This is a genomic window from Pseudarthrobacter sp. CCNWLW207 (genome assembly GCF_037203945.1).
GTDB lineage: Bacteria > Actinomycetota > Actinomycetes > Actinomycetales > Micrococcaceae > Arthrobacter.
The window spans coordinates 191,071-204,195 of record NZ_JBBCBS010000006.1; the positions used below are offsets into that span (position 1 = coordinate 191,071).

The following is a 13,125-nucleotide window of genomic DNA, read 5'->3' on the forward strand; positions in this document are numbered from 1 at the left end:
GGTTTCCTACTTCTTGGGGATGGTGCGGCTGCGTCCGCGGAACTCGGCGATGAGTTCACCAAACTGCTGGGGATCGGGCTGCGTGGCGGCGTCGGATGCGAAGATCTGGATGTCGTAGAGCCCGCTGCGGCCCGCGCTGGAGCGGCGGTCGGCGACGGCGGTGATCACTTGGCCGCGGTAGGCCGGCTTGAGGAAGTTGATGTCGACGCCGGCAGCAACGGTGATGCTGTCCGCGTCGCCGGGGCCCGGGTTCACGGGGTTGCAGGCAAGGGCGAAGGCGGTGTCGGCGAAGGCGAAGATCATTCCGCCGTGGGCCATGCCGAACCCGTTGAGCATTTCCTGCCGGAGCGTCATGCGGATGGTGGCGTGGCCGTCGCTGAGGGCGAGGACCTTGATGCCCATCCATTCGGAGGCGTAGTCGTTTTCCAGGATGGGGTGGGTTGCCCCGGAGAGTGTTGCTTCAGCCATGCGTCATTGCCTCCAGCTTTATTTACCGAATGTTCATTAGGTAATCCCATGGAAGGGGTCGGTGTCAAGAGTGGGGCGGTTGCGGTCGTCCCAACTGGGTAGCAGCAGATGTCGTTTTGGGGCGTCAAAACGACATCTGCTGCTACCTAGTTGGGCGGGCACGGAGCAATCGGTGCCGGACGGGGTGCCCGGTGCGGCGCCGGGAGGTGACAGGATGGGAAGACCTGCACCAGCCAAAGCAAAGGGCGGACCATGGCCAAAGGCATCTACGTCAGCGCAACCACTCCGGGGTCGGGCAAGTCGCTCGTGGCCCTGGGCTTGGCGGACACGCTGCACCGGCACGCGGACAGGATCGGCTTCTTTAAACCCGTGGTCCATGGCCCGGACGCGGCAGACGATCCTATGGTGGCCTTGATGAAGTCCCGCTTCCAGCTCGATGACGACCGGTGCCGCGCCGGCCTCACCGGCGCTGAAGTCCGGGCCCTCCTGGCCGAAGGGAAGCGTGCCGACATCGATGCGCGCTGCGTGGAAATCTTCGCCGAAATGTCCCGTCACTGCGATGTGGTGATAGTGGAAGGCACCGACCTCACCGGCCAGGATGCCGCCGTCGAATTTGACCTCAATGCGCGCCTGGCCAACAACCTGGCTGCCCCCGTGGTGGCTGTGGTGGGCGCGAAGGGCCTGAGCGTCGCCGAGACGGCGGCCGCCGTCGAGGTGGCCCGCAAGGAATTGTCCGCGGAAAGGTGCGTGCTGCTGGCCATCATGGTGAACCGTGCGGACCCGGACCTGGTGGACTCGATCGCAGCCGAGGTGAAGCTGGGGGCATCCGGCCGTCCGGTGTACGTCCTTCCGGAGCTCGAGGAAATCGCCCGGCCCACCACGGGCGAGGTGGCCACGGCCCTCGGTGTCCGGCAGATTGCCGGACGCGCCGACATGGAGCGCGACGTGAAGGACATCAAGGTGGCGGCCATGAACGTGGGCAACTTCCTGAATGTGCTGGACGAAGGCGCGCTGGTGATTGTGCCGGGCGACCGGGCGGATGTGATGGTGGCATGCCTCGCCTCGTCCTTCTCTCCCGAGTTCCCGGTGCCCTCCGCGCTCATTCTCACGGGCGGGCTCGCGCCGGACGCCAACATCTATCCGCTGCTGGCGCAGGCTCCGTTCCCCGTCTTCGCCTCGGTGGAGGACACCTATACCACGGCCCGGCGGGTCTCCGAGGTCCGCAGCGAAATCTGGTCCGGGCACAGCCGCAAGGTCGCTTCCGCCCTGGGACTCTGGTCCCGCCGCGTCGATGAGGCCGAACTGGTGGAGCGCCTCCACCTGCCCCGGGCCGAGCGGATGACCCCACTGCGCTTCCTGCACGACCTCATCGAACGAGCCCGGTCACAGCGCCGGCATGTGGTGCTGCCGGAGGGAACCGACGTGCGGATCCTCCGTGCCGCCGAGATCCTGCACCGCCGCGACGTTTGCGACCTTACAGTGCTCGGCCCCGAACCGGAGGTCCGCGAACTGGCCGCCGCCCGCGGCATCGACCTGTCCGGCATCAACATCGTTGACCCGGCCACCTCGGACCTGCGCCAGAAGTTCGCCGAAAAGTACGCGGAACTGCGCGCGCACAAGGGCGTGGACCTGGCGAAGGCGCTGGAGATCATGCAGGACGTCAGCTACTTCGGCACCATGATGGTCCAACTCGGAGTGGTGGACGGCATGGTGTCCGGTGCAGCCCACACCACGGCCCACACCATCCGGCCTGCCCTGGAGTTCGTGAAGACGCGCGAGGGCGTCAAGATTGTGTCCTCGGTGTTCCTGATGCTCATGCCGGACCGGGTACTGGTGTACGGCGATTGTGCGGTCAACCCTGACCCTAACGTGGAGCAGTTGGCGGACATCGCCCTCGCTTCGGCTGAGACAGCCGCGCAATTCGGGGTGGAGCCGCGGGTGGCGATGCTGTCTTACTCCACGGGCGGATCCGGGTCCGGGGAGGCCGTAGACGAAGTCCGGCAGGCCACCGAACTGGTGCGGGAGCGCCGCCCGGACCTCGCCGTCGAAGGCCCCATCCAGTACGACGCAGCCGTGGACGCCTCGATTGCCGAGTCCAAGATGCCCGGTTCCTCGGTGGCCGGGCAGGCCACCGTGTTCATTTTCCCGGACCTCAACACCGGCAACAACACATATAAGGCTGTGCAGCAAAGCTCCGGAGCGGTGGCTGTGGGGCCAGTCCTGCAGGGGCTGCGGAAGCCGGTCAACGACCTCTCCCGCGGCTGCACGGTGGAGGACATCGTCAACACCGTCGCCATCACGGCCATCCAGGCGCAGGCTCCGGTTCCGGCTACGGTTTAGGCGCCCACTTCCTGGGTTAACGCACGACGGCGGCACTCACGTGAGTGCCGCCGTCGTGCGTTATTGGCTAACTGTTTTCGGGCTTGGCGAAGCTTTCCGGGTCCTCCTGCTTGGCGGGCTCGTCGGACAGGCCTTCCGGCGTGAGGTCCAGGTCCTCCAGATCCTTGGGGGGCTCGGGTGCTTCCCCCACCTCTTCCGCCTTGACCTTCCCGGTGTCGTCCAGCGCCGGATTCGCGCCTTCGACGCCGGTGGGATCCTTCGTGCCTGCACCCGTAGTGCTGGTGGTATCAGGCTCGTCGTTGTAGGGCTGAGTGGTGCCGTTCGTCATGGAAGTCCCTCTCTGCGTGGTGCTGCCTGTCCGCCGACTCTAGGCGCCTGCCGCCACGAACGCAACGGCAGGCGCGGGGTGAGTCGGGCTGTGGACTCAGCCCTGACGGGCCTTCATGCGCGGGTTCTTTTTGTTGATCACAAAGGTGCGGCCCCGCCGCCGGACGACCTGGGCGCCGGGGATCTTCTTCAGCGCACGGAGTGAGTTTCTGACCTTCATGGTGATGCTCCTTCTGATTGGGTTGGGGTGGTTAGTCGGGGATCGGAAGTCAGTTCGAGTGCGGTGCCAGGTTCGCTGACGGATCAAGCTGGAACGGGTCGGGCAACCCTGCGAAACCGGCGTCCATTTCGGCGTCCGTGAGTTCGCAGCCCGAGAGCAGCCCGGCGATTTCGGCCGCATTGATTCCGTCGCCGGTCGCTGCGATCACGCTGCAGCGGTCACCGTGCTCCGGGTGCCAGTCCAAGTGGGCGTCCACATAGTTCATGGGATCGGGCTTTGCCCCTGCATTCTGGTCTGCCAGCCACGGGCCGGTGTTCTCCAGCCAGACGCGGGGGCCGATGCCTTGGATGGCGATCCTGCAGCGGGGCGCGGCGGCGATCCACAAGCGGCCGCGCAGCCAGCAGCAGCCTTCCGCCAGGGATGTCAGGGCGTCCCGGAACCGTTCCGGGTGCAGCGGCCGCTCGGCCCGGTGCGTGACGGTGGTGAAGGGCGACGCCGAGACGGCGGCCGGGATCCGCACGGAACCTGGAAGTGTCCTGCATAGTGCCTCCTGGTAGTCGTGGCGGCCGGGGCGGATCTCGCCGGGGTCCGCAACCACGTCCGCATGCGGTGCCAACTCCTGGATCAGCTGGACGCCGCGGCGGCGAACAGCAGGGTCCACCGGAACAAGGGCGGGTTCGGCCAGCAGGACGGTGTCGTTGAAGCTCAGCTCGCCCACCAGGAACTCACCGGGCGTCCGGTGGTCCTCGGGGACCGGGGTGAATCCGGACTCGAACAGAGTGTGGCGGTCCCAAAGATGGTCCTCCAGCGTGTCCGGCGCGCAGGCCAGGACGGCGGAATCGATGGTGACGCTTTCGGGCAGCCCGCGCCGCAGCGCTCCGATGGCCGCTTCGGATGACACTGCCGGTGGGAGCCCGATGATCACGCACTCTTCGCCGCGCTCCAGCAGCCTTTCCACCGTGGGAACCACGTCCAGCCGGACAGTGCAGCTCAGGCAGCCGTGCTCCAAGTGCGTCTCGTCGCGTTCCAGAAGCCCTGCCGGGCTGAACACCCGGCGGATGACCAGGCCGTTTTCCAGGAGGTCGTGGAGGACCACCACGGCCCGGGGATTTGCGGCCGCGGCGGCTTCGCAGGCCTGCTGGCGGCACAGGGCGTCGAGGGAGCTGATCACAGTGAGATGCATGCGATCAGTCTAATGAGAATCATTCTCAAATACAAACCGCGCGAGCAGCTCTGTACCTGGACAAAAACTCGAAGGAGGGGGTGTTCGGGAAGCTAAGGTAGTTGAACCGTCAGGTGCAACCGCCACAGCAAGGCTCAGGAGGCCCCTATGCTCGTGCTCGTCATCAATTCCGGCTCGTCCTCGCTCAAGTACCAGGTCCGCGATGTCGCGGCCGGCAGCGTTCTGGCGGAGGGGCTGATTGAAAAGATCGGCATGGGCAACGGCGGCGACGGAGACGGCGAGATCGAGGGCCCGCGCGACCACGCCGAGGCGCTGGAGCAGGTGGACGCCGCCATCCACCAGGAACTCGGCGACCTCGAACTTGCGGCGGTCGGACACCGCGTGGTGCATGGCGGGGAGCGCTTCGCCGAGCCCGTGCTGATCGACAACGAGATCACCCGCGCCATTGAGCGGCTCAACCCGCTGGCGCCGTTGCACAATCCGGCCAACGTCCTGGGCATCCGCGCCATCACCAAGAAGTGGCCGGACCTGCCGCAGGTTGCCGTCTTCGACACCGCCTTCCACCGCACCTTGCCCGAGCACGCCTGGCGCTACGCCGTTCCGGACGAGCTCTACACCAACCATGGCATCCGCCGCTACGGCTTTCACGGTACCTCGCACGAATACGTGACGCACCAGGCTGCCGCGCTCCTTGGCCTCCCCCTGGAAGAGTTCGACGGCGTCATCGCCCACCTGGGGAACGGCGCCTCCGTCACTGCGATCCGGGGCGGCAAGTCCGTGGATACATCCATGGGCTTCACCCCGCTGGAGGGCCTGGTGATGGGCACCCGCTCGGGAGACCTCGACCCCTCCATCCTGGTGTTCCTCGGCAGGGCAGGCTGGAACCCAGAAGATATCGACACAATGCTCAACCGCGAATCGGGCCTGAAGGGCCTCGCTGGCAACAACGACATGCGCTCGGTGGTGGAAGCTTCCGAGGCCGGCGACGCCAGGGCTGAGACGGCGCTCGCGGTCACGTCCTACCGGCTGGCAAAGTACATCGGCGGGTACCACGTGGCCGTCGGCGGCGCCAAGGCGCTCGTGTTCACGGCAGGCATCGGCGAGAACTCACACCAATTCCGGGCTCTGGTGGCGGAGAAGCTGGGTGCGCTGGGCGTGGAGCTCGACGCCGGCCTGAACAGCCAGCGGTCCAAGGAACCACGGGTGATTTCCACGGCGGAGTCCGCGATTCCGGTGCTGGTGGTTCCCACTGACGAGGAGCGCGCCATCGCGGAGGCGACTGCCGCCGTCGTACGCCCTGCCGGCTGAGCGCAGCATGCCGGACATCACCCTGCCACTCCGTACCGAGAGGCTGGTCCTGCGCCGCTTCGACGGCTCCGACCTGGACGCCTTCCATGCCTACCATTCCCTGCCGGAGACGGCCAGGTTCCTCCCGGGGCCGGCCAAAACGTACACCCAGTCCATGGAACGCGTGGGCAGGTACGCCAACTTCGTCTTTGAAAAGGAAGGGGACTGGGTGTGCCTGGCCATCGAGGCCAAGGGCCAGCCCGGCCTGATGGGTGAAGTGGTGCTCAAATGGCTGCCAGGCCGAGGACAGGCAGAGGTGGGCTGGACGCTTGCGCCGGCAGCGCGGGGCAAGGGCTATGGCACCGAAGCGGCCGCGGCCGTGATGGAGCTGGGGTTCGAGGAACTGGGATTCCACCGGATCGAGGCGCGCCTCGATGAACTCAATACGGCGTCGGCCAGCCTGTGCGAACGGCTTGGCATGCGGCTTGAAGCCCGCTTCGTGGAAAAGTGGCATTACAAGGGCCAGTGGGCCACCGAAGTGGTTTACGCCGTCCTGGCCAACGAGTGGCGCGCCACCCGGTCCCGGTGAGTCCTCCCGGGCCGGGCACTTTGTGTTCACTGCCTGTTTCAGGGCCGGATGCCTCCTTCCCCTACTCTCTCGGCAGTAAGGCGGCGCGATCCTGAGGCCGCCACCCTGACGAGAGGTAGCGATGACTTCAAGCATTAACCAGCCCAAACTCAGCCGTCGGGCGGCCCTGGCGGCTGCCGGAACACTGGGGGCACTGGGAATCACCATATCCGCTGCTGCGGCAAGCGTGGCGGCACCTGGCACGAAGGCGCCGAAGCCCACCTTTGCCTTCCGCCCGGAAGGCAAGTTCAAGGTTGTTCAGTTCAACGACACCCAGGACGATGAACAGACGGACCGTCGCACCATCGAACTCATGGACCGGACCCTGGACGCGGAAAAGCCGGACTTTGTGGTGATCAACGGCGATGTCATCAACGGTGGCTGCGACACCGAACTGGACGTCAAACAGGCACTCAACCACGTGGTCAGGCCCATGGAGAGCCGGCAGATTCCGTGGGCAGTCACCTTCGGCAACCATGACGAAGATTCCGCCCAGCAGACAGGAATGACTGAAGCCAAGATGCTTCAGTTCCTCCAGAGCTACCAGTACAACGTCAATGCCGACTCCACTCCGGGCCTGACCGGTACGTCCAACTCGCAGCTCCTGATTCAATCCTCCCGCTCAAATGCTCCGGCTTTCGGACTGTGGCTCATCGACACCGGCCGGTACGCCCCGGACGCCATCAACGGCCAGGACTTTGAGGGCTACCCGGACTGGGACTGGGTGCGCATGGACCAGGTCAACTGGTACCGGAACCAGTCCATCGCCACAGAGCAGAAATACGGTGCGAAAATTCCATCCCTCATGTGGGGCCACATCGCCCTGCACGAGCACCGCAACATGTGGTTTGCCAGCCTGGACTCCCGGACGGAGGCGGACCACGCCCGGGCCGTGGCGAAGCACAACATTGTCGGCGAGCGGAACGAGGATGAGTGCCCCGGACCCATCAACTCTGGCTTGTTCAACGCCTTCCTTGAACGCGGGGACGTGCTCGGCTACTTTGTGGGGCACGACCACGTCAACACATACGTCGGCAACTACTACGGGGTTCAGCTCGGCTACGCACCGGGAACGGGATTCGGCGCCTACGGACTGCCGGGCGCGGAGCGGAACCGACTCCGCGGTGCGCGCGTCTTCGAACTGGACGAAAACCACCCCGGAATCTACAAGGACACTCGACTTGTCTTCGCGAGCGATTTTGGCATCGACCTGACGGCCAACGACCAACCGATTGTCCCGCTCCCGCTCGATCCGGCGCAAAGCTAACGCCGACGCGTCGCTAGTGGTTGGGCTTGTCGGGCTCCGGGCTGGGCAAGCCGGGTTCGACAAGCTCAACTGCAGATCTGTGCTTAGGCCCGGCCCTTGAGGATCAGGTTCCAGTAGACCCGAGGGAAAACATCGCGGTCCACCACCCAGGAGGCACGGCTTTCCTTCCACGTGGGCACCCTGGGGACGGAGGGCATCGGCCGGTAGTCGGCGTCGAACTCGGCGAACACCACCGTGGAGCGGGACACCGTGAACGGGCAGACCGCGTAGCCGTTGTATTTTTCCGTCAGCGGCGCTCCTCTGCGTGCCGCCACCAGATTCTTCGCAAGGACCCTGGTCTGCTTGCGCAGCGCGCCGCCGCACTTGGAATTGGTGGTGCCCGCAGCGTCGCCGAGCGACCAGACGTTGGGATAGCGCACATGCCGGAGGGTTTCCGGATCCACCTGCACGAAGCCGCCCTCATCGCCCGGGGCTGGCAAGTCCGTGGCCTTGAGCCAGTCCGGCGCCGACTGCGGCGGGACCGCGTTCAGCACGTCATAGCGGAGTTCCTCCGTGGTGCCGGCGGCGTTGTCCCTGATCAGCGCCACCTGTCCCGCCGGATCAACCGAAGCCAACTCGCTGTTCAGGCGCAGCTCGATGCCATATTCGGCGATCTTTCGGTTCAGTTCCTCATCTACGCCTTCAACGCCAAACACGGTGGGGTACGGCTGGTCCATGACTACGCGGATGTCACCGAGGACTCCGTGTTCTTTCCAGTAGTCGCATGCCAGGTACATGGGTTTCTGGGCTGCGCCCGCGCATTTGGCCGGTCCAGACGGCATGGTGAACACGGCAGTCCCTGACTTGAGGCTGCTGAGCAGTGTCCAGGCTTTGGGCGCCAGCTCGAACTCGTAGTGCGAGGCGCCGTGCGGGGAGTGGACCGCGGCCGCGAGTCCGGGCACCCTGTCCCAGTCCAGCTGCAGCCCGGGGCACACCACCAGGTGGCCGTAGGTGATCTCGTCGCCCGAAGCCAACGCCACGGTGGTGTCCGCCGCGTTGATGCCTGTGGCCCCGTCCCGAATCCATTCGACGCCCGGCGGGATGACTGAAGACTGCGCCCGGATCGCCTCACTCGCCTTCGCCCGTCCGCCCGCGATGTGGGAGAACAAAGGTTGGTAAAGGTGGTGGTCTTTGGGTTCGACGACGGCGATGTCAGTGACGCCGTAACGGTGCAGTCGTGCCGCCAGGGAAATGCCGGCGTTGCCGCCGCCAATGATGAGGACGTCGTGGTGCCTGGTGTTCACAGGACGATTCCTTTCCTGGAAAGGCGGGCGCCACCACGTGGCCACCCGCCGTTGCAGCCGGTTAGGCTTCGACCCTACCGGGACGATTCCGGGGCGGGAACCCTTCGGGCCCCTGGCCCTTGACGCGCTCCGGCCGCCGGGCCACACTGGCGCTGTGCCTAGCTGCCGGCCAAGCCGGGCTGGCAACAGGTGTGTCCAAGGAGCGCTCGCCATGCCCGTCGTCGAAGACAGCGTATACATCTCCCGTCCGCCGCAGGACGTCTTCAATTTTGTGTCGAAGAACGAAAACATTCCGGTATGGGATTCGTCGGTCCTGCACGCGGAAACCATCGGCGGTGTTCCCGAAGGCCTGGGCACCCGCGCCCAGGGCACCAGCAAGGTTGTGGGCAGGAAATTCGACTGGACCGCTGAGATTACGGAGTACCAGCCGCCCAGCCGCATTGTGTCCCGGTCGGTGGATGGGCAGCTCGAGTTCACCATCACCACCACCCTGGAACCCGAAGGCGACGGGACCCGGCTCAATTACCGGATCGACGCGGCTTCCGGCCTGGGCGGCATTTTCGGGAAACTTGCCGACCGCCTGGTGGAAAAAGCCCAGGCCAGGACGGTCCGCGCCAACCTTGAGACGTTGGCGGAACTGCTGGCCGAGCATCCCGAACTGGGCCGCAGCGACGCCTGACCGGGGCCGCTAGGAATACTTCAGGCCGGCCCCCGGCAGCAGTTCCGTGGCGCCTACGGAATCGGCGATGAACGCGTAGTCCCACGCTCGTTCACGCCACTGGACGTACCGGCCGGAGGCGCCGCCATGGCCGCCGTCCATCTCGATCTTCATCACGATGGGCTCAGTGCCGGTGGTCTTGTTGCGCAGTTCCTGAACCCACTTGGCCGGCTCCACGTACAGGACGCGGGTGTCGTTGAAGGACGTCACCGCGGCCACCTTGGGGTAGGCCACGTCGCGCACGTTCTCGTAAGGGGAGTACGACCTCATGTAGGCGTACACCTCAGGGTCCGTGATGGGGTTGCCCCACTCCTCCCACTCCAGGGCCGAGAGCGGAAGTTCGGGGTCCAGGATGGTGCTGAGGGCGTCCACGAAGGGCACCTGCGCCACAACCGCGGCATACTTTTCCGGCGCCAGGTTGGCCACAGCTCCCACCAGCAAGCCGCCCGCCGAACCACCCAGCGCCGCGATGCGGGACGGGTCCACCCAGCCAGAGCCAGCCAGCCAGTCGGTAGCGTCCACGAAGTCAGTGAAGGTGTTCATCTTCGTGAGTTTCTTGCCGTCCTCGTACCAGTGCCTGCCCAGTTCGCCGCCGCCGCGGACGTGCGCAATCACAAACACGATGCCGCGGTCCAGCAGCGACAGCCGTGCGATGCCAAAGCCCGGATCCATGCTCAACTCATAGGACCCGTACCCGTAGACCAAGCCAGCCGCCGTCGAATCCTGTTTGATGTCCTTGTGCCGCAGCAGGGACAGCGGGATCCTGGTGCCGTCGGTGGCGGTGGCCCATTCGCGGGTGGCGACGTAGTCGTTGCCGTCGTAGCCGCCCAGCACCGGGCTTTCCTTGCGCAGCAGCAGTTCGCCCGCGGGCTGCGCCGGGGTGGGCAGTACGAAGTCGTACACGCGCGAGGGCGTGAAGTAGGACGTGTACCCCAGACGAATGACCGGGGCCTCGTAGTCCGAACCGCCGACGCCGGCCGTGTACAGCTCTTCGTCGAACGCGGGCTCCACAGGGTCTTCCTGTGCCGGTGTCCCCAGGCCCACCAGCCCCATCACCTGGACGCGTTCGATAGTGTCCTTGCGGATGGAGACGATGAGGTGGGTCGAGGTGACGCCCGCGCCATTGACGCGGACGTCGTCGGAATGCTCGACGACGGTGCTCCAGTGCTGCTCGGCCAGCGGTTTGGCGAGCTCGGCGGGGTCAACCAGCGAAACCATGGAGTTGACGGCGTTCCGGTTGTGGGTGATGACGATGCGCTCTTGCTTTTCGCCGTCAGGGCCGGTGAGCAGGAACGGCTCTGCCTCGTAGAGCACGTGTTCGTCGCGGGAGATCACGGTGGTGAGTGTCGCCGTCGGGTCATTAAAGCGCAGCAGCCGCGTTTCGCTGTATTCGGAGCAGCCAATTCCCAGCACGAGGTGACGCCTGTCAGAGGAGAGCTCAAAGCCCAGCCACATGGCGACGTCGTCCTCCTGGTAAATCACCTCATCGTCGGCGACGGGCGTGCCGAGGACATGGGATTTGACCTGGTACGGGCGCCACGCATCGTCCACCACGGTGTAGAAGATGCGGGTGCCGTCGGGCGAGAAGCTGACGCCGTAGAAGATGTTCTCGATGACGTCGGGCAGGAGTTCTCCGGTGCGGAGATCCTTGATCCGGAGGGTGAAGCGCTCGTCGCCCGCGTTATCCACAGCGTAGGCGTAGAGGTTCCCATCGACGGTGACGGCCGAGCCGCCCACGGAGAAGAATGGCTTGCCTTCGGCTTCAATGTTGCAGTCCAGCAGCACCTCTTCGCCGGGAATTTCGACGCCGGCCTCCACTGCGGGGGGAGTCCAGTCCGCCACGGGGTTACCGGTGTCCTGGGCGCGGACGCGGCACTGGATGCCGTATTCCTTGCCTTCAACCGAGCGGCTGAAATACCACCAGCCGTCCTTCCGGTTCGGGACAGACAAGTCTGTCTCCTGCGTGCGGCCCTTGATTTCCTGGAAGATGGCCTCGCGCAGCGGCTCTTGGTGCGCAGTGATCGCTTCCTGGTAGGCGTTTTCTGCCTTTAGGTGCTCAATGACCTCGGGGGATTCCTTCTCACGCAGCCACTCGTAGTTGTCCACGAACGTGTGGCCATGGTGCGTCCGCTCAATCGGCACCTTCTTGGCAACTGGCGGCGTAAGCGAAGTGGTAGCGGAATCCTGCAGCGGAGTCTGGGTCATTCCTTCAATATATAGACCCCTCCGGGCAATGGGGCGGCCCGTTCGCTACCGGGGGAGCGCCCCACCCAGTTGCCCTATCACCTTTGGTCGCTCTGGGCCCCAAATGGGGACCAAAAGTGATAGAGCAACTGGCTTCTGGAGGGGACAGGGTGGCGGGCGTATCCTGAAACGGCAAAGTCACACCCGCCACGCGTGAGAGGGGAAGCAAATGACCATCCCGCCAGTGCACGAACCTGAGCCATTCCCGCCTGAACCCGGCCCGGACCCCATGAACCCTGACCCCACTTCGCCGGGCCATCCCGGTCCCGCCAGGCCCAGTCCTGTGCCGTCGCCGGAGCCTCCTGGCCCGCTGCCGGTGCCGGATCCGGGACCCGCACCGCTGCGCCCGGATCCCACCCGGAGCTAAGTTACCCGTCGGAACCCCTTGTATTGGGTCGCAACCCAGTGCTAAAACGGCAGTACCGGGAGGATCCGAACGCGTTGTATATCTGCCTCTTCTGGGCGATTTGCCACTAAGGAACGCCACAGCGCCAGATAGCGCATCGGCAGTTGCGGGTGATCCCCTCCGATAATGATGGCCCCCGGCATTGCGCCGGGGGCCATCCCTATGCCCGGACGCCCACTCCTCGAAGCCGGGAAATTTAGGAAAAATTCTTGCCCCAAGTGCTTGCGACTGCTTCCAGCTGGTGCTATAAAAAATCTATATCAGCGAATATAGATCTCGCTGGTATGGATATGTTGGACCATCTCTCAAGAGGAGGTAGCCATGTTGATGCGAACCGATCCATTCCGCGAGCTGGACAGGCTGGCCCAGCAAGTCCTCGGTACGGCAGCACGCCCGGCGGCAATGCCCATGGATGCGTGGCGGGAGGACCAGGAATTCGTGGTGGCCTTTGACCTGCCCGGAGTCGACCTGGACTCGGTAGACCTGGACGTGGAGCGGAATGTCCTGACAGTGAAGGCAGAGCGGCCCGACCCGGCCGGCAAAGACACCGAACTGATCGCCGCCGAGCGCCCGCGCGGTGTCTTCAGCCGCCAGCTGATCCTCGGAGATACCTTGGACGCGGATAACGTCAAGGCATCGTACGACGCCGGTGTCCTGACGCTGCGGATTCCGGTCACCGAAAAGGCCAAGCCGCGCAAGATTGCGATTGAAACCAAGGAGGCCAAGCACGAGATAGCCGCCTAGGTTCACCGAT

The 13,125-nt window shown here is 65.1% G+C and carries 12 protein-coding genes; 6 read left to right on the forward strand and 6 right to left on the reverse strand.

Going from position 1 to position 13,125, the window contains the following annotated elements; all coding sequences use genetic code 11:
• Positions 1-6 precede the first annotated feature (6 nt).
• Positions 7-468, reverse strand: coding sequence for a hotdog fold thioesterase (locus V9L17_RS12380; RefSeq protein WP_337351639.1), 462 nt, complete (start codon positions 466-468; stop codon positions 7-9).
• A 252-nt stretch (positions 469-720) separates the two neighbouring features.
• Between V9L17_RS12380 and pta the strand changes: the two genes are divergently transcribed.
• Positions 721-2,808 (forward strand): phosphate acetyltransferase, encoded by a 2,088-nt coding sequence (pta, locus tag V9L17_RS12385; RefSeq protein WP_337351640.1) that lies wholly within the window; start codon positions 721-723, stop codon positions 2,806-2,808.
• A gap of 67 nt (positions 2,809-2,875) precedes the next feature.
• Here pta and V9L17_RS12390 read toward each other — a convergent pair whose 3' ends face one another.
• The 3 genes from V9L17_RS12390 to V9L17_RS12400 form a co-directional block, all read right to left on the reverse strand.
• Positions 2,876-3,136: a hypothetical protein gene (locus V9L17_RS12390; protein WP_337351641.1), complete on the reverse strand. Its 261-nt coding sequence runs from the start codon at positions 3,134-3,136 to the stop codon at positions 2,876-2,878.
• A gap of 96 nt (positions 3,137-3,232) precedes the next feature.
• Positions 3,233-3,355, reverse strand: a complete 123-nt coding sequence (ykgO, locus tag V9L17_RS12395) for a type B 50S ribosomal protein L36 (RefSeq protein ID WP_133409460.1) — start codon at positions 3,353-3,355, stop codon at positions 3,233-3,235.
• A 49-nt stretch (positions 3,356-3,404) separates the two neighbouring features.
• Entirely contained in the window at positions 3,405-4,538 is a 1,134-nt protein-coding gene (locus V9L17_RS12400; RefSeq protein WP_337351642.1) for a GTP-binding protein, read from the reverse strand.
• Positions 4,539-4,685: 147 nt separating this feature from the next.
• Between V9L17_RS12400 and V9L17_RS12405 the strand changes: the two genes are divergently transcribed.
• The 3 genes from V9L17_RS12405 (at position 4,686) to V9L17_RS12415 (ending at position 7,720) form a co-directional block, all read left to right on the forward strand.
• Complete coding sequence (locus V9L17_RS12405) at positions 4,686-5,846, forward strand: acetate kinase (RefSeq protein WP_337346112.1); 1,161 nt, start codon at positions 4,686-4,688, stop codon at positions 5,844-5,846.
• A gap of 7 nt (positions 5,847-5,853) precedes the next feature.
• The gene (locus V9L17_RS12410; protein WP_337351643.1) at positions 5,854-6,414 is read left to right on the forward strand and encodes a GNAT family N-acetyltransferase; all 561 of its coding nucleotides are present in this window, start codon (positions 5,854-5,856) and stop codon (positions 6,412-6,414) included.
• Positions 6,415-6,535: 121 nt separating this feature from the next.
• A complete protein-coding gene (locus V9L17_RS12415) occupies positions 6,536-7,720 on the forward strand; it encodes a metallophosphoesterase family protein (protein ID WP_337351644.1) in 1,185 nt (394 codons plus the stop codon).
• Positions 7,721-7,803: 83 nt separating this feature from the next.
• Here the strand turns inward: V9L17_RS12415 and V9L17_RS12420 are convergent, their stop codons facing one another.
• The gene (locus V9L17_RS12420) at positions 7,804-9,003 is read right to left on the reverse strand and encodes an NAD(P)/FAD-dependent oxidoreductase (RefSeq protein ID WP_337351645.1); all 1,200 of its coding nucleotides are present in this window, start codon (positions 9,001-9,003) and stop codon (positions 7,804-7,806) included.
• 211 nt (positions 9,004-9,214) lie between these two features.
• Between V9L17_RS12420 and V9L17_RS12425 the strand changes: the two genes are divergently transcribed.
• Positions 9,215-9,682, forward strand: a complete 468-nt coding sequence (locus V9L17_RS12425; RefSeq protein WP_337346116.1) for an SRPBCC family protein — start codon at positions 9,215-9,217, stop codon at positions 9,680-9,682.
• A gap of 9 nt (positions 9,683-9,691) precedes the next feature.
• Here the strand turns inward: V9L17_RS12425 and V9L17_RS12430 are convergent, their stop codons facing one another.
• Entirely contained in the window at positions 9,692-11,926 is a 2,235-nt protein-coding gene (locus V9L17_RS12430; protein WP_337351646.1) for a S9 family peptidase, read from the reverse strand.
• A gap of 766 nt (positions 11,927-12,692) precedes the next feature.
• Between V9L17_RS12430 and V9L17_RS12435 the strand changes: the two genes are divergently transcribed.
• Entirely contained in the window at positions 12,693-13,115 is a 423-nt protein-coding gene (locus V9L17_RS12435) for an Hsp20/alpha crystallin family protein (RefSeq protein WP_337351647.1), read from the forward strand.
• The last annotated feature ends 10 nt before the right edge of the window (positions 13,116-13,125 follow it).

What these genes read in the sequence shown, in the direction of transcription:
- V9L17_RS12380 (WP_337351639.1), bottom strand. Translation starts at nt 468, where the DNA reads ATGGCTGAAGCAACACTCTCCGGGGCAACCCACCCCATCCTGGAAAAC.
- pta (WP_337351640.1), top strand. Translation starts at nt 721, where the DNA reads ATGGCCAAAGGCATCTACGTCAGCGCAACCACTCCGGGGTCGGGCAAG.
- V9L17_RS12390 (WP_337351641.1), bottom strand. Translation starts at nt 3,136, where the DNA reads ATGACGAACGGCACCACTCAGCCCTACAACGACGAGCCTGATACCACC.
- ykgO (WP_133409460.1), bottom strand. Translation starts at nt 3,355, where the DNA reads ATGAAGGTCAGAAACTCACTCCGTGCGCTGAAGAAGATCCCCGGCGCC.
- V9L17_RS12400 (WP_337351642.1), bottom strand. Translation starts at nt 4,538, where the DNA reads ATGCATCTCACTGTGATCAGCTCCCTCGACGCCCTGTGCCGCCAGCAG.
- V9L17_RS12405 (WP_337346112.1), top strand. Translation starts at nt 4,686, where the DNA reads ATGCTCGTGCTCGTCATCAATTCCGGCTCGTCCTCGCTCAAGTACCAG.
- V9L17_RS12410 (WP_337351643.1), top strand. Translation starts at nt 5,854, where the DNA reads ATGCCGGACATCACCCTGCCACTCCGTACCGAGAGGCTGGTCCTGCGC.
- V9L17_RS12415 (WP_337351644.1), top strand. Translation starts at nt 6,536, where the DNA reads ATGACTTCAAGCATTAACCAGCCCAAACTCAGCCGTCGGGCGGCCCTG.
- V9L17_RS12425 (WP_337346116.1), top strand. Translation starts at nt 9,215, where the DNA reads ATGCCCGTCGTCGAAGACAGCGTATACATCTCCCGTCCGCCGCAGGAC.
- V9L17_RS12430 (WP_337351646.1), bottom strand. Translation starts at nt 11,926, where the DNA reads ATGACCCAGACTCCGCTGCAGGATTCCGCTACCACTTCGCTTACGCCG.
- V9L17_RS12435 (WP_337351647.1), top strand. Translation starts at nt 12,693, where the DNA reads ATGTTGATGCGAACCGATCCATTCCGCGAGCTGGACAGGCTGGCCCAG.